Origin of the sequence: Pseudomonas fluorescens (assembly GCF_902497745.1) — a bacterium.
GTDB lineage: Bacteria > Pseudomonadota > Gammaproteobacteria > Pseudomonadales > Pseudomonadaceae > Aquipseudomonas > Aquipseudomonas fluorescens_BM.
The window spans coordinates 464,218-480,387 of record NZ_CABVHJ010000001.1; the positions used below are offsets into that span (position 1 = coordinate 464,218).

At 52.1% G+C, this 16,170-nt stretch carries 12 protein-coding genes and 1 pseudogene; 5 read left to right on the top strand and 8 right to left on the bottom strand.

Annotated elements, in window-relative coordinates:
• Nucleotides 1–45: 45 nt before the first annotated feature.
• From F8N44_RS02195 to F8N44_RS31550, 5 genes are all read right to left on the bottom strand, one after another.
• Nucleotides 46–336, bottom strand: coding sequence for a hypothetical protein (locus tag F8N44_RS02195; RefSeq protein WP_150649133.1), 291 nt, complete (start codon nucleotides 334–336; stop codon nucleotides 46–48).
• A gap of 90 nt (nucleotides 337–426) precedes the next feature.
• Nucleotides 427–828 carry a hypothetical protein gene (locus F8N44_RS02200; protein WP_150649134.1) on the bottom strand — a complete coding sequence of 134 codons (402 nt, stop codon included), beginning with the start codon at nucleotides 826–828 and terminating at the stop codon, nucleotides 427–429.
• A gap of 331 nt (nucleotides 829–1,159) precedes the next feature.
• Nucleotides 1,160–3,592 carry a S8 family peptidase gene (locus tag F8N44_RS02205; protein ID WP_150649135.1) on the bottom strand — a complete coding sequence of 811 codons (2,433 nt, stop codon included), beginning with the start codon at nucleotides 3,590–3,592 and terminating at the stop codon, nucleotides 1,160–1,162.
• 25 nt (nucleotides 3,593–3,617) lie between these two features.
• Nucleotides 3,618–4,604, bottom strand: coding sequence for an AAA family ATPase (locus tag F8N44_RS02210; protein WP_150649136.1), 987 nt, complete (start codon nucleotides 4,602–4,604; stop codon nucleotides 3,618–3,620).
• 247 nt (nucleotides 4,605–4,851) lie between these two features.
• Nucleotides 4,852–5,442: a DUF6088 family protein gene (locus F8N44_RS31550; protein WP_150649137.1), complete on the bottom strand. Its 591-nt coding sequence runs from the start codon at nucleotides 5,440–5,442 to the stop codon at nucleotides 4,852–4,854.
• Nucleotides 5,443–5,876: 434 nt separating this feature from the next.
• Between F8N44_RS31550 and F8N44_RS02220 the strand changes: the two genes are divergently transcribed.
• Nucleotides 5,877–6,773, top strand: coding sequence for a FitA-like ribbon-helix-helix domain-containing protein (locus F8N44_RS02220; RefSeq protein ID WP_150649138.1), 897 nt, complete (start codon nucleotides 5,877–5,879; stop codon nucleotides 6,771–6,773).
• A gap of 163 nt (nucleotides 6,774–6,936) precedes the next feature.
• Here F8N44_RS02220 and F8N44_RS02225 read toward each other — a convergent pair whose 3' ends face one another.
• The 3 genes from F8N44_RS02225 to F8N44_RS02235 are packed head-to-tail and all read right to left on the bottom strand — an operon-like array spanning nucleotide 6,937 to nucleotide 11,274.
• Nucleotides 6,937–8,289 carry a transposase gene (locus F8N44_RS02225; RefSeq protein WP_150649139.1) on the bottom strand — a complete coding sequence of 451 codons (1,353 nt, stop codon included), beginning with the start codon at nucleotides 8,287–8,289 and terminating at the stop codon, nucleotides 6,937–6,939.
• On the bottom strand, nucleotides 8,282–10,315 hold the full coding sequence (locus F8N44_RS02230; protein WP_150649140.1) for a transposase: 2,034 nt from the start codon (nucleotides 10,313–10,315) through the stop codon (nucleotides 8,282–8,284). The genes F8N44_RS02225 and F8N44_RS02230 overlap by 8 nt, the downstream gene beginning before the upstream one ends.
• Nucleotides 10,312–11,274, bottom strand: coding sequence for a hypothetical protein (locus F8N44_RS02235; protein ID WP_224794717.1), 963 nt, complete (start codon nucleotides 11,272–11,274; stop codon nucleotides 10,312–10,314). The genes F8N44_RS02230 and F8N44_RS02235 overlap by 4 nt, the downstream gene beginning before the upstream one ends.
• A gap of 719 nt (nucleotides 11,275–11,993) precedes the next feature.
• On the opposite strand from F8N44_RS02235, the gene F8N44_RS02240 reads away from it, so the two are divergent.
• The 4 genes and pseudogenes from F8N44_RS02240 (at nucleotide 11,994) to F8N44_RS02255 (ending at nucleotide 15,413) form a co-directional block, all read left to right on the top strand.
• Complete coding sequence (locus F8N44_RS02240; protein WP_150649141.1) at nucleotides 11,994–13,604, top strand: TnsD family Tn7-like transposition protein; 1,611 nt, start codon at nucleotides 11,994–11,996, stop codon at nucleotides 13,602–13,604.
• Nucleotides 13,605–13,673: 69 nt separating this feature from the next.
• Nucleotides 13,674–13,859, top strand: a pseudogene (locus F8N44_RS31555) (IS5/IS1182 family transposase); the annotation flags it as partial.
• Between the two features lie 290 nt (nucleotides 13,860–14,149).
• Nucleotides 14,150–14,545: a DUF6957 family protein gene (locus tag F8N44_RS02250; RefSeq protein ID WP_150649142.1), complete on the top strand. Its 396-nt coding sequence runs from the start codon at nucleotides 14,150–14,152 to the stop codon at nucleotides 14,543–14,545.
• 229 nt (nucleotides 14,546–14,774) lie between these two features.
• Complete coding sequence (locus F8N44_RS02255) at nucleotides 14,775–15,413, top strand: antitoxin Xre/MbcA/ParS toxin-binding domain-containing protein (RefSeq protein WP_224794718.1); 639 nt, start codon at nucleotides 14,775–14,777, stop codon at nucleotides 15,411–15,413.
• Nucleotides 15,414–16,170: the final 757 nt, after the last annotated feature.

A 16,170-nucleotide genomic window follows, 5' to 3' on the forward strand; every position in this document is an offset into this window, starting at 1 on the left:
GCATCGTTTAAAGGCTTGAGTCGTCCGTTTTAATCGTTGCCATAGTTATTTCCGTTGTGGCTGGCCGACGATGCCGGTAGCACGAATTCGAGCAAAGGAATCATTCCCGACACGCAAAAGCGTTTTTCCCATGAGTTCTGCACCTTCTTCATCTACCAGATCAGCGTACGCCAACGCAGCCACAAAACCTTTGGCCATATGCCCGGCCTCATTTACTTCAGCCTCTGTGCTGGCTCCTTGGATGTAATTGAGTTGTCCTATCCAACTAGTTTTGACGCGATCATTCAAAAGCGGGAACTGCCTGTCCCATACATCCTGCAATGCCTTAATCGACATACTATTTTTTCCTTCTTATCTGACCACGACAACCGTGCTCTGGTATTGCAGAAGACCCAGTGAAGGGCCTTGGCGTGCAGCGGATTTTTCCTATTCGCTTCGTAGCTGCAAATGAACTCTGCGCATCACTTCACGAAGCACAACGCTTTCATCGCCGTAATGAAGGCCGTTTTTTAAGCGAGTTGCTAACCCTCGGGATGACTCACCTAGTGACCGATACCAGTCGTCTTGGGCCCCGACGTAGACCGCTGGCCTACCTTCGAACTGGTCGCCGGTGATGTCGATAACGATGCCTTCACACTCCAACCAGGCATGACCGGATCCACAGACCCATTCAGCATGCACGCCCGAGTCGTTTAAGTATCGACCCAGTAGCTCTGAAATAACCCCACAGCAGTAAAGGAATATCTGCATATGAACCGGTAGCGTTCCATCGCGCTTTTGCACATCAAGCGCTTCGCGGAAAGCACGGGCGACATTCAACAAATCCATGTTCTCATTCCATTGTGTTTCGATGGTTATCGCTTCAATCAGCTTTGGTTCGGTTTGTAGCGGCGGCATCGATACACGGCGAACCTAAATCCTCCAGCTACGGTCACCAAGTGTTACAGCTGGTCAAGTAGAGACTCGCTACTGGAAAAACCCGTCATGCTGATAGGATGTCACTTCCTGGCCCGCAAGGAGCGCAGCGGAAGTTGTCATTCGTTACCCATCATAGATTCATCCAGCGAGCCAGGGAGCTGGCCCTAAGAATCCGCCGGAGATCACATTATCCCGCAGGCTTAGGGGATACATACTGGAGAGGAATCACATCGAATGCTGATCACCCTCGATTCTGTAATCGAACGGCAGTCATTTTGGCCCTTTGCTGCTCCCTGACCACAGCCTGCTGATCTATTCGCGTCTGGATTTGGGTGTAGAGCTGAGCCCGCTCGTTGTCTCGGTCGGCCACCGTAACTACCAGCGAGTACTGTTCCTTTTCTGCGGCCGACGGATTCCAGTCACGATCTTGCCTGACTACGACCACAAACCACTTCTCGCCAGGTTTTCCTTGTTTGAACGTCCAGCGAGAAGACTGAACCGTACCGTGGTTTCTCATTTGGGCGGGAATGTCGCGATTTGTATCCCTGGCTTCTTTGAGTACCTCCGTCGTCTTTTTCATCTCCTGGCTAAAGTGTTTCTGTACCTCCTCCAGCGAGGTACCTGTGACCAAGCGGTAATAAATCTGGGTAGCCAGATACTCAATCCGGGTAGTCCGGACTACTGGCGAGTAAGCCAGTGTTATTGAAAGCTCTCGCGTCCCTCGAGCGGAACGTAAATAGTCCTCCGGCAACGGCAGTTCAAAGAATTGGCATCCGTCGTTTTCGATGGTTTCCTCTGACATCAACACCACGACATTATCGGAAGACCTGAAAAGATCAGCCTCACTCACCACTCCATAGCCGGCCACATCCCTTTCTACGTCACGGTTCCAGGTGGCCTTCGCCTTCTTGTAGCTCTTTCGAAACTCCTCAGAAAACGTCGAGGTGACCGCATCCGGCAGATAAGCCTGATTGACCAACATTGCGCGAAGCATGTTCGCTGACGCCGTTGGGTACGCGTTCAGCAGGCGCCCGGCTAGGTGAGTAATGTACGGCGCCGCTAAGCTCGTTCCGCTGACCTCCTTAAAGACGGTATTCCCCCTCCACTGGTGGTTGAGCGTTAACACACCCAAACCCCGCATGTGTGGCGCCCACTGCGCGTTTGCTTGCCTCATAGGACTGGCGAGATTGCCGCCGGCCGCAACGAGCTCGGGCTTGATCGCCCCTTTTACCGACGGGCCGTGCCGAGTGAAGGGAGATGGTTGGTTTTCCGATGCAGGTGAAAGGTGGTAAATCTCCGGATACTTCTGGCTATCAATCGTAGAGTTGTGTCGGGAGATGCTCCCCACCGTCAACACCATCATTGCAGGTGCGGGGTCGATGATGGCGCTCTGGGCAGCGATTAGGTACTCCGGGTACTCTTCGCGCCAACTGTTGGTTGGGACTGGTGGGGTTTCGGAGCCACAGAAATTGCCCGTAGAGACAACGAACAAGATGTTGTAGCGCCTGGAAAGGACATCCAGGATATAGGCTAGCCCTCTGACATGCGCACCATCGTAGGGAGCATTATTGTTGCCCAGCGAGAGGTTGAAGATCCGGCAGCCGAGTTCGACGAAATGCTCTACAGCCTTCGTCAGCGACACCTCCAGTGTGAGCTCGTCGTAGACCGCATTACCTGTATGCGGACATTTCTTCATGACTTTTCCATTGAAGAGCCAGAACTCCGGCTTCCAGAAATTCGAGTTGTTACAACCCTCCACGTCGCCATACAGGGCAACGCCGGCCACAGCGGTGCCGTGACCCGCTTCATCTGCATCCCCCTCTTCATCAACAAATGAGGCGCTCTCAGCCATTGCCGGCTTCAGCAGGGGATGATTCCCGTTGATGCCGCTGTCTAGAATGCAGACGCGGGCTGCGTCATTAGGTGGTGGCGGGATGTTGAGAGGCAGCTCATTGATGTCTCGGTTCAGCTGTTGAATGCTGATGCCAGTGGCTGGAATGAGGTCCACTAGGCGAACATCGCGCTGGTTAAGCAGCAACTGTGCTTGCTCCGGAGTGACCTCGACCCGGTACATGAGCAAGCTGTCCAGATTGATTCTGTCGAGCTTCTTGATGTGCTCGGCGGCTAGCCAGGTCTCGAAAGAGGTCGTGAGCTGAACACGACTTGGGTGATGCGCCACCTGGATAGGCCACAGTTCGACATCGAGCTTGAAGGTGGGGGTGTCTGGCAACCCAATATTCTTAAGAGCCCAACTCTTCCGATCTTCTGCGGACCACGCATCAACACCTGCAATAGCCTCGAGAATCTGGCGATGGGTCAAGTTGGCGTCCATGACACCCAGATTTTGCAGATGGGCGGTAAATTTGGCCAAACCTTCTTCGCTCGCGAACACTACGCAGAGTTGCTTGCCTTCTTGGCTGATAAACTCCAACCCATGCGTATTCAGGTTGGCGAAGGTCAATGCGCCCTCGTACTCCAGCTTTAGAACGTAAGGGGATTTGTCTGACGAGCCGATTTGTTTCTTGGCCAGCCCCTCCGCTGTGGCGAAGTAACCGTTGAGCTTTTGACCGTGACCACGTCGATCTTCGCGAGTGACGAAGTGAGGGGAGCTTTTGGTCCGACGCGAGTTATCTAGAACTTCCCGTGCAATGCTCAGATGCTTGTAGGTCGCCACTGCTTCTTCCCTGAAGGTTTATGTTTTAGGACTTTCTGAGGTCCTCCCGAACAAGGGCGCTTTTTAGCTCCTTGATGGTCAGAAACTCTTGCTCTCGCAGGATCATCCGTTTGGCGGCGCGGCGGATAACCCGCTCGATATCCGCGCCGCTCTTACCTTTAAACTCCTTCAATACTTCTTTGTCGTCAATCTCGAATTGACGACGGATCCCTCGCAGTTTGAGCAACAAGATCTCCTTCAACTGCTTTTCATCCGGAAGCGGAAACTCGATCGACTCATCGAATCGCCGCCAAATGGCAGAGTCTAAGATATTTTCATGGTTGGTAGCCGCCAGGATCAAACTAAGACCTTCGTATGAGTCCATCATCTGAAGGACCGCGTTCACAACACGTCTTAGTTCGCCATGGTCGCCACTATCACCACGCTCCTTACCGATTGCATCAAACTCATCGAAGAGAACAACAAACGGATGTTGGGCAATAAAATCGAAGACCTTACGTAGGTTGGCTGCCGTTTCGCCTAAGAAAGAGGACACCAATGCATCCAAGCGGACGATCGCCAAAGGTCGATCAAGTTCGAAGGCTACGACCTCTGCGGCTAGCGTCTTTCCGCAGCCGGGCGGGCCGAAGAAGATCACCTTGCCTGCGGGCTTCATGCCATAGCTGCGCAGCACATCAGCACGCCTGTTCTCCTCGAGGATTTCCTCCAATGCAGCAGAACTGCCGGGCGGGAGTATCACTTCATCAAGAGACCGCTTTGGAGTTCTTATATCAAGAAGTGGTAAACCACGCTCCTTGTCTACGGGTACGTCGTAGTGAACTCGAGACGCATTACTGGATGACTTGAGATTCAAATCGCTGCCGTAGAGGATTTGCTCCAGATCGTTAGCCAGAAGGTGATGCTGCTTCTGCCGCTCCTCCTCGATAACTGCTTTAGAGGCAAGACGAAACGCATCGGCATCGCCAGCGGTTCCTGCTCGGAACAACTGACGGAGAATTTTACCATTTGCCATAATCACCACCTTCTAAGTTATTGATTTACATACCCATATAGACTTTGACTCTCCTGTCACGACTACATAATTACCAATAACTTTTCTCGCATTTTGATTTTCATAATCAGGCACTCCATTCCCAATTCAACACCTGTAGACACACGTGCTAACACTTGGAGCCGGGCATTTGCATGGCGGCGTAGCCTAGTTCATGTGGGGGTGGTCTTAAATGGCCCCTCCCGAAATTCCGCCGAGCTGCAACCTGTCATCCCACCTCTCGACCGATTGCAAGAGCCATCCAAGATGGCAATATCGACCGCACCGAGCTCAACGCATGCCAGTCGCTGGGAGTCAGCTGTTTACGCAGCGCTTCCATTACCTCACCTATACGCCGCTCTCCCAACCAAGCCAAGGCTCGAATTACAGCACCGGCGGTCGTGGAACCAAGCGCTAACATCCAGTGGGGGGCGTGTCTGATCTCAGCCGTTACTTCTCCCACTTGAAGCGTCCGAGCGCGCCCATTGGTGAGAAACGCGTCCCCACGGGGCACCTGCGCCAACAGGCCCAGCATCTTTGCGGAACGCGCCCCATCAAGGACGATCTGTTCCTGATTTTTCGAGGCTAGAGCACTGACAACCTTGTCTATCGCTGGCGCTAGATACCTACCTTGATCGGTGATGGCCGCTAGGTAAAGCCCACGAGTCGCACGGATAAGCCGCCCAGCCTTCGCCAATCGTGACAGCGCCTGGTCTACGGCGGCCCGGCTTCCCAAGTGCAGAAACTCCTTGGCGCTCATCAAGCCGCCCTCAGGCAGACGTCGGCTGTGCTCTACGATCGATTCAGGGAGGGTCTTCATAGAAATAAGCAACTCTCGCGACTTTCTTTAATGTCAGAAGCTTGTATCTATATCTGACATTGGTCAAGTACTGATCATTCCCGACCATAAATCGGCTCAAGGCGTCTGGAGCACTACGGCCGCCATATGTTTGCGCTGACTCGGAATTGCCCTTAAGGCCGTGATGTCACTGACATAGAGCAACTCTCAAAACGTTGCAAGTCCGGGCGTTACGCCACTTTGGAAGTGCAGCAGTGAGCTGGCAATCGGATAAATTCGGCATAGACCTCGGCAAGAGTACGGCGGACGCAAACCCGCCTCTCACTCGATCTGCTATTGGCCCCACCAAGGCGGTTATCCAAGCCAAATCATAAAAGGTAGTGCATACCGTCATTTTGTCGCTATTATGCCGACAAGCAAGCAAAATGCCCTCAAAATGACAGCGAGTATCGTCCATGGCCAGATTAAGCGTTCGCGATTTTCCTGATAACTTGCACCAGCTGCTGCTACAGTCAGCTGCTAGGCATGAACGCTCGCTAGAGGGGGAAACCCGGTTTGGTCTGGCGCGCTACCTTGAATCTCTCAAAGCGCCCGAGCCTGGGGCGGCCTCCTTGTGCGAATCCTGGCAGCGCTCTACAGGCCAGCGATTGCAAAAGCTATTTGCGCGCTTGCGCGAAGACAACGTTTTTTCCTGGAGCGAGCGCAGCGATTTGCCTCACTTGGCCTTGGCCTTGGGGGAACCGTCGCCGGCAACGCTAATGAACTGCATCGACGGTCGTGAAGCGCTGCCATTTGATTTGGCGAGACGTATTGCCGACCGCTACGGGTGCAGTCTGGAGTGGCTTATCAGTGGCTCTAGCTCTATGTTTCCATACCCAGAAATTGGCAAGGACTATCGCGAGTTTTTCGAGCCTGCTAGCAGAGGCACTGGTAACAATATCAAGCTGGTCCGACTTTGCCCCCCTGAGGATGCCGAAGGTAATTTAAGCCGGCATGACGGTACCTTACTGATGTTCAGATGCAAGGACGACAAACTAAGCATTGCCGCAGGGTATAGCGGGCGCTTTTATCTAAATGGTCGTATGGGTGGCGGTGGCCATAGCTGCCTAGAAGGTTTCGTCAACTTTCTTAATGAGAATCAAAACTTGCAGTTCAACGAATACAACTGTGAAGCGCCGATTGATGAATCTGCGATGTGGGACCACCACCCCAATTATTACCTTGATCTCAAGCACTGCAGTAAGGCGTCCTGGCTATACCCACTGCGCGCAGGTAAGTCGCCTTCCAGCATTGACTGGAAGCAGCAACACGCCTTTATGAGCCCAAAACAAAGCGATCAGCTGCTTTCATAATGTAAGGCTCGTCTGCTGCGCGCTGGCATAGCCGTTGAACTCGGCTGCCTGAGGGCTCAAAACGAATTGATGCTGATGGGCTAGGCCGCGCAAGTGTTGCCTGCGCTATGGCAGGCGACACCCTCGAGATAAAGCTCAGTGTGTGCGATTGCTTTCACAGCGCTTACTTTGCAGGCCCTCGAGGCTTAGGCTCCCCCTTAGACTCGAATAGCAGCCGGCTGTACGCATCCTCTAAGCCCTCCCGAGTTTGCTTAGGTAAAGCCGGTTTCTTCTGACGCTCTGGCTTCGAAGAAGGATTGGAAGCTGAACCTGGTGGATAGATCTGCTCGAAGTTCTTACGCTCCTCGACCGTCAATGCTGCGACGAAAATCTTCTCGCTGACCCGGGCGGCACGATCTTGCTTAGTGAAGGCTAAGACGTTCGATTGGACCGGAACGGGGAACGGACAACGAAGGTCGGATCTGAAACCGGGTTTACATCTCTGAAGGTTGAGGAGGAATAGATCCTCGACGTCGCGCCTGCTGCTGGAGTAGGAGGCTGAGAGATATGCTCTGTTGATATCCTCAATACCGACCGTATAGCGATGTTCTGCGCGTGCTTCAAGGTAAGCCGTTTTGATCAGATGCACTGTCAAACGCTTTATTCCGAACGTACACCGATACAGCTCATGCTTGAGTGCGGCTGGATCTGCAGATACACGCTGCCCAGTAACCCGGATACATTCACCAACATATTCCTCCCAAGTCTTCGAGTCAGGATGGTCCGGCAGCATTACGCGGGGATCGGAAAGAAGCCGTTGCTTGTCCTCACTGTTCCTCGTCAACAATTTGTGACCCAAGCTGTAGTTCGCCACATAGATCATCGGGACCCCAAGCCCTGCCATGGTGAGGAGGATATCGGTAACCCGGGCTACGCCTTGACCAGTGCTCTGATGCTGCATCTCTTCGAGCATCATTAGTGACACCCCGTCACGATTGACCCTACGCCGGCACTCTGTCAGCAGCTTTGACGTGTTCGCTCTAACTCCCGTCGCGTCGCCGCCGAGGAAGTCTTCCAACAACTGCCTGCCGCCAGCCTTACCCCGTGCGCTGGCGTACCAGTACGAAATTAAGGTATGTGGTTCATGGTAATGGGCGGATGAATAAGGCGCAGGTCCAGGCATTACTTTCATCAGCGCACTGATAGTTTGGCTCTTCCCAACGCCAGCAAGGCCGGTGAGGCATATAGGAAACGCCTCATCCTCAGGGGGATGATATAGCCGCCGCTGATATTGCTGGTCAGTGGAAAAACTCCCGGCGGAAAAGCTGCGCGCACGATCAACATTGTCTTTGATGAAGTCCAAAGAAAACTGGTTGGGAAGAAAAATCGTCTTCAGGGCCTTTGACAAACGCTCAGCGGCCAATGCGGGGCTCAACTCCTCAAGACCGGTCACCGGATCAGGACGCACGGTAACCAACCGTCGGATATCAGCCAGCGTGTCCGGTCCGTCAAAGCGCGTAGAAAAGATGTTAGTCATGGCCTTTCCCCATCAACCGCTTCTGGTCAGCGGCATCACGCTCGGCCGCTCCGCCCTTCGCAGGACGCCCCAGCTTGCGAGTACCACTGTCCCAGGCTTTGCCTGTTGCGTGAAGAAACTGGGCATTGCGATCCTGGAGAATCGCGGGTTGTTCTTCACGAAGCTGCGCCTTGCCGCGCAGCCGATTCTCATTGAGCACTTGAAGATCCGACAGCGAAATGTCGACACTGCTGGGGTGAACGCTCGCCGGCTTTACAAAGTCGAGTTCGTACAAGACGCCTTCTAACTCGATCCAGATATGTCTGACACACATGGTCATCACGTACGCTGTGACAGATATCTGGCCATTGAGCGCAATCCTGTCAAAAACTTCGGTATCAATCAGCTTTGAAGAGTTGTACTTGCGGCCATAAAAATAAACCCCGCTCCTTTTGATGTGCGCCGGATGAGGAGTCAGGAATTCTCGCACGGCGTAGTCAAAGCTAACTTCCGTTCCCGCATCATAGCCAAGATCACTATAGAACTTGTAAATATTATGTGGGGTTGGACTGAAGCCCACCTCAAACATATCAGGCGTCATCTTCCCCTCAGCATCTGAAGCATGGTTATCGTAAATAGCTTGAAGAATATGCCGTTTGGACATTTCGACAAAGTTGAGCGAGCTATGAAAATGCGTTGGCTGGTCATTGTCAGACTTGGTCCGAGGGTGTGACGATTCAACCGTCGCTTTCGACTGACCCGAGTGGGTAGGAGTCAGCTCAAGCCTGGATAACCAACTCATCATTTCGCCACGAGCGACTGCTTCTGAACGGATCGGTACGCCCATGGTAGAGCCGGGCCCACGGTCGAAGACAATGTTTTGCGGCAAACCGTAAGTGGGCCATTCTTCTTCTCTAATGATCAATCCGAACAATGAGGCAAATTTGACCTTACTAATGGCCATCGAAAAAAGGGCCATTCGGTAAGCTTCCATGTTCTCTTTGTTTTCGGAGAATCCCAAGGCGACGACGGCTCCAGACTGACCACATACTCCCCGAACCACACAGGCCGAATCTATAGCGGATCCTTCGAGCAAGCCAGATATCTTGCCTTTAGGGTTATAACCGTCAAACTCAACAAGTTGATTTACATTGACCAAGTCATGAGAAAAACTTCCAATAAAACCGGACTTCGCTCGAGCCCCGCTCGGACCTCTACGTGCTTTCCTATACGCCTTGGTGCTTATCACCTGACCAAGATAGTAATCGTACTGCCCTTTTGTGGGAAATGGCTTCCCGTCGGGTTGATAGAACTTCTTTTTTCCTTTCGATGTTGTTAAAGGAAAACAACCGAACTCACCCACCAGCACGTCACCAAAGATCTCAGCGTCAGTTTTGGTTTTATCATTGTATTTAATGAATCCATTTACGATAGAAGCTTGCATTTCGGGCGTGGCAGGGAATCTGGACTTTAGTCCCGACTTAGGCGGCCTTCCCAATATTTTCCCGTCTGCTCCTTGTGACCTTTTGCCTTTCCCGCAGCGGCCGAAATTGGGCATAAGCGCCCATTTCGAGCGGCCGAACACCAGATAGGTAAAAAACCAAAACCTCAACCGGGCTCCAACCAATTTGGGGGACTGCTGATCGGCATAGGCGTTGATAATCGATTCAGGCTTGTCGCTCGAGAGAATATGCTCCGCATCTTCGACCAGATTAGCTATGGCGAGGTAACGCTTGTTAACCATTTCATCGTAGCTTTTCTTCGGCCTAACTCGATCTTTTTCCAATTGATCCACTGAAATGCCGCTGATGGCCTTCAACCAGGGAGGTGTGGCGTCACTGCCACATTCGACAAGATCACCATTGGTCAAAGCCAGATCAAATTCAGGCCGGGAAAACGTTAGCAAGCTCGCAGTGGTGCCTTTTTCATCAAAAAATACAAGGCGCGCCCTGTTTGCCTTGCCGTCACTTGCAAGGAAATAGTACTCGACATCCTTCGTCAGCCCTTTAAATCCCTCAGGTGCTTTCAGCTTGGAGCCAGTGATCATTTGGGCAGTCCGGCAAAAAGTGAGCCATAGACTTGCAAAACATCCGGCGCATCCGTCACCAATGGATGATTGATTAGAATCGGGTCAAACAAACTGACCTGTAGCTTGCGCTCCCATATGTCTTTGTAGATCTTCGTCAGAAACAGATCACGCCGGCCCCACCGCTGACCGTACGTTAAGGCAACAGACGCTACTGGCCTCCCATGAGCGACGCAGTCACCGACATCGTGCGAGAAGTCCTCAAGAAGATTAGATTCGAGGCTGATTTCGCGATCATGATAGCCATATAGAAGGTCCAAGTTGGCCACCAAAACTGGGTCCAGCAGGTCCCTAGAAACCCTGACAGTCCTGATACCTGCACTATGGTAGTACGCCTCCTCCAAGGCATGACGCAAGCGAGCTTTCTCGCGGTCGTCTTTCTGTTTCGCTAGGCTCTTCAAGCTTCCCCGAGCGACCTCATGAAAATCCATCGCGCTCAACTTCACTGTCCAATTCACAGCGTAGGGGACTGAGCCTTGCGGTTGAATATAGAGAAGCAGATCGCCCAGGTAGGGATGGGGAACCCTCTGGCGCTCACCATCACCGTACGTCACGACTACAGTCGCGTGTTTGAGCCTGATTTCCTCTGCTACTAAAGATGTTCCCTTCACTGGCAGCAGTTCCAGTCCAGCAGCTAAGGGGTGCCCTTGAAGTGGATGAACGTGTGGAATTGGGCTGAGCATCTTCTGCTCGTGCAACTCAAATACATCGGGATTATAAAGAGCCAGTTGGGCGAAGATCCTTTCAGGTGTAGAAAGAAGATGCAGTGCTCGGCCAAGCTTCCTGCTATTAAGGCGGCAAATACGAGAACCCTTGGGAGCCTCACCAGGAACTGCGTAAATTCCGGATAAGTAGTTATCCCCCCATTTGAAGCTGCCCTGCCGACCTATAATGCGAAGTAAAGACTTTTTAAAATCCACAAATTTAATCCATCGTTCATTCATCCTTAGCAGGCAACGTATAACAGCCCTCCTGAATCGGATGAATAAGTAGTCCAATAGCGCGCAGGCCCACCGATGGCCGCATCACGCGCAATTTACTTTCCTCGGGATGAGCGGAGCCGTGCAGGGCTTGACGCCCTACGCTAGTGAATGGACAATGGATAAGTCAGGTGTCGAAAGCTGACTTATCCTCAGAGGCCCAAGGTCACACTTGGGCCTTTGTCTATCTGGCTCCTGGGTCTTCTATCCGGTTTCCATTTTTGCTTTCCTCAGGGCCTGATTAATAGGCCAGCAACTATCTAATTTTAGATGTCCGCACTTTGGCAGCTGCCTCTCCGTTAATTACGGCAGAGTTTTGATCGCTTGTTTACCGTGCACTTCCAGTCCCAGTAATGCCTTTAGTAACCGTTACTTAACGCTGCATGGTAACGCCGAAAAATGGCAATTGACAACCGGAATAAATCAGCTAAGTTCCGCCTCCGACGGCGAATTCATGCTGAATTTCCAGTAATTTCGGTGCCTGGACGGCTAAAAACTGGCACTCCTAGATGATAAAGAAATTAAAATCTAGCGGTAGATGCCTACGGTTATGAGCCCTCGGATTAGTGAATAATCATCCGCTGTTTAGGCCAAATGGATACAAAGCACGAGATGCCGGCCGATATACTAATCTCTTCTGACCCCACATAGGAGGTCGCATGAGCGCCGCTTCAGGTCAGGAATGGGTGACAGGGCCATTCCCTCGACTGGACTGGCTACCCGACGAAACACTGTTCAGTTTATGCAGTCGTCAGCATCTGGTGATGGGTAACGTAAACGCTGCGACGACATCCAACGCAGTGTTGGGCCTGCGTCGACAATTTATAAAACATGATATCCCCTGCGGAATTTCAACGTTAGAACGAAATGGGTTCGACTACTGGGGCAGCGCAGAATCTATTCTTCTTAATCACACAATACTCCCGCTATTTGTTCCATTTCAAAATAAAGTTAAAATTGAAGACGCGATAAGAACTGTAAAAAGCGATCGCCTTGATTCAATTAAATATCGACTTGGCTTGGTATCAAGCGGCTTTGGCGCTGAACACCCGTTGAAAGCATGTCCGTGCTGTATGCGCGAGGATGTGCACGCGCATGGCATAGCGTACTGGCACCTCAAACACCAATATCCAGGTGTGATGATCTGTCCCCGCCATCAAACTTGGCTCATGGCATCTACCAAAAGTAGACGGTGGTCGGGTCGGTTCGAATGGTCGCTACCTACCGAAGAATTCTTGATCGAACAGGGCTCATCTCAAAAACTCTGGTCACGTCCAGTTTTTTTGGCTTTGGCGGACAATGTCATCGACCTAGCATCCATCGGCCGAGCGACGTCCTTCGAACCTCGCGCCGTCGCCGCGGCCTATCGCACAGCTGTTCTCCACGAGAGCAGATCTGTATCACTGCTCGACCGCACAGAGGCGCTTCGCCGCTTTCATCTTTTTGAATCATTGCCTGCAGACAAAAAAAGCTCAGAGTCATTTGTGAACCAGCTTGTCCGTACCCCCCGCAGAAGTATTCATCCTCTGAAACATCTGATTTTGATTGATTGGCTATTTGATGACCTGCACTCGTTCCTAGAGGCCTACGAAGCTGAAGTGGCCAGATCAACTCAGCAAGTGGCGAGCACTCCATCGCGGGCGCCTGATAAGCGAGTCTCGCTATCAATCCCTCCAGCCAAAAATGCTCTCAGGCCCAAACGACTAAAAGGCAAGCTCAAGGAAAATCTGCTTTCAAAACTGGCTGAAGGCGTTTCTAAACAGGTGCTTTGTGACGAGTTCCAAATCTCTGTTTCCACGATCAATAAGCTACTACGTGCCCATCCAGCGACCTACGCCATGGCACTTAAGGCGAGGCACTGCCGCGAGACTGATGAGCACAGGAGTCAGTGGCAATATTTGCACAGTTTGTATCCTGACTTGGGCGTTCAGGCTTTGAGGAACACAACGCCTTCTCTCTACGCCTGGCTTTACCGAAACGACAAAGCCTGGCTGATAGCCGAAGAGCGAACCTTCGCCAAACCAGCGCACGTGAACAAACACCCTGTTGACTGGGAGGCCCGAGATTATCGGCTACTGAGCATGTTAAAAACGGCGTGCGATTCGATCGCTTTACCGCAGCGCGGTCCGGTCACAATAGCCCAGCTGTACGCCGTGATCCCCATGCTCTCGACTTGCCTGGAAAATCGAAGCCAATACCCCGAATCCAGAGCATACCTGTCTAAGGTGCTGGGTCGCTCCAAACCGCAAGACCTCCTCGACCAGGAATAGGCATTAATGCATCCGAACGTAGCTAGCTAAAGGTCGAACAAGCTCGACGACTACTATCTCTGAACTCGCAATCACTCGACATTTTCCAAGAATCAACACGGCCGTTTTCAGGGCAGTGATCTGTTTCGCTGGCCGTTTATTGAGATGCTGCGTCGCTACATGAACGCAGGCCTGCTCAAGGGGGATGGCTTTGCCGTGGACGCCAGCATCGTCACAACAGATGCGAGTCGGCAGCGCGGCGTACGGGGTGAAAAACCAGTTGTTACCGCCAGCACCTGAATGATCCATTTTCCGAAACTTTACTGATTCTGGTTCCTAGTTTGTAACCATGACCAGAGTTAGATTTTTACCGATCGGGTTGGGTCAGCATGGTGTCGGCCACTGGTTCAATGCGGCATCAGCCTGCGGAGCAAGCCTTGATGAGTCGTTTTGACATATGGAAGAAACACTCTCAACATCAATCTGAACGACATCGGCGGTTGCTCTAACACGACTGTTGACGCACAAAGAAATAGATATCCAATCTCCAAGAGGGCATTGCGCACATGGACCTCGCACGACTCGAGCAACTCGTAAGCGGACAGGGTGAGTGCGTCAACGGCTGCGACCTGTCAGCTGAGGATGCTGCCATCTTTGTGCAGAACAAATTTTCGCATTATTCGTTTTGCCTAGTCCAAAACTGGACGCTGCTCGAGCTGGAGGCCTGCGACGAAGAGTGCGATGCTCTTCGTTCCCGTGGCTTCGAGCCAATGGTCGTCTACGCGCGCAGCGTCGTACTCGACAGTCGCGCGCGCTTTAATCCTGGAGATTGGGTACGTAGCTCCTTCCAAGTGAGCTACGACGACGCAGGACTCTTTTTTACCAAAAACACGTTGTATGTTCTGCTCGGTGACGGCTCCCGACAGAAAATCACACTTAGGGATCTTTTGAGCTTGAAATGAGTTTCCCGGCAGCGCGAATCCGGTGCACAACTCTTGGACACGAAAGGATTGAACGATAGGGTCGGCACGTGGCAGCGCCCCCGTCACCAGTCACGTCAAATACTGCATAGACCGCTTGTCGCAATTTCGGGTCGAACACTTCCTATAGCTCTTTTACTCCATGACAGGATCCGCTGCGCGCGCGAGCATTGAATATCCTTTTTTCTGACGACACGTTAGGTGGCCGGTTATGAATCAAAGCGGATGCTGGAAAGTTCAGGCTCAGGCCACCAACGATGGCAGCGGAGATGTCATCGTCGATTTGCCAGCCGCCTTGCTTAATGAGATGGGCTTGACGATCGGGGATGATCTGACGATCAATACCGTCGGAGACTCGATCATCCTGACGCCGATCCGCAAACCTGCGCAAGGATCTCACAGAATCCCCAACCATTCGCGCGCTCAAGCCGACGGCAATTATCGAAGCCGCATGAAGGTTTTGCTCGGCATCCCCGAGGACGCGACTTACCAGCACATTCACGAAATGATTGATGCCGGCCTGATGGCGAGCATTATCCCAGCAATGCGCGACTTTGGGCTCATCAGCGTTGAAGCTCAGGACAAAATCATACCTGCCGACGCGCTCACGACTAAAGTGGCCAACTGCGAGCGATTGACCGCCAGTGAGAGCGATCACTTGTTTCGGCTGGCGCACACAATTGCGGTGGCCGAATCCTTTTTTGGTGACACTGAGAAGGCCTTAAGCTGGCTGTCCAAGCCAAAATCTCGCTTTTCAGGCAAAAGCCCAATTGAAATGCTCTCCACTACACCTGGGTTGCGTCAAGTGGAGGACCTGCTAGCTCAAGCTACAGAAGGAATGTCAGCCTGATCCTTTGCGCCATGATGATGAAAAATCGATCAGCATGGCTCAACCGCAGCCTTAAGACCTGCGGAAAGTCGATACGTATAGCTATTACGAGCTGGAGGGTATAACCGCACGCTCCATCTTGTTGGTGTTGGACTACTGCCCGCCCCGAAACAGTGTAGGACATCCACAGTTGACCTACTGCTGCCAGTCGCGACAGCCAGAAAACGGCCAAGAGCTGCCGCCTACCGACGTCCGCTTTCGGCCAATAGCGGACGTTTGAGAGCTGCACCTCCCGGCCATAAGTGGACGTTGGCAAGCGTCACTATTGGCCAGGAGGTGATGGTCAGCCCAGGCGGCTACAGGTTACTAGTAGCGGTGGACAGCGTGATGGCAAATCAGTAGCGTGTCCTAGGCTGCTGCCGAATTCATCGGTAGACATCACGGCTTTTACGAAACTTCGCTAAACGTATAAGTGAAGTACGAATAGCTTACGTCGGGCCTAGCGTTAATCTGTAAAGCGTTTTTTCAAAAGAAACTATAAGCTAAATGTACGAAGGCTGGGCGCATAGCGAAATAGAACCTATAGGTATACCAATAACTAAATTCAATGATTTCGAGGTGAAAATTGAATACTGACACTACCGTACTATTACCTCAAGCTGCGAGAGGCATCATTGGGGATACCGCCTCGTACTGGGCATCTTTTTACTGCGCGATATTGAAAACTGTGCGCTATCAGAAAAACCTTCCTTTTAATTGGGGTTATAGTTCAAGCTTG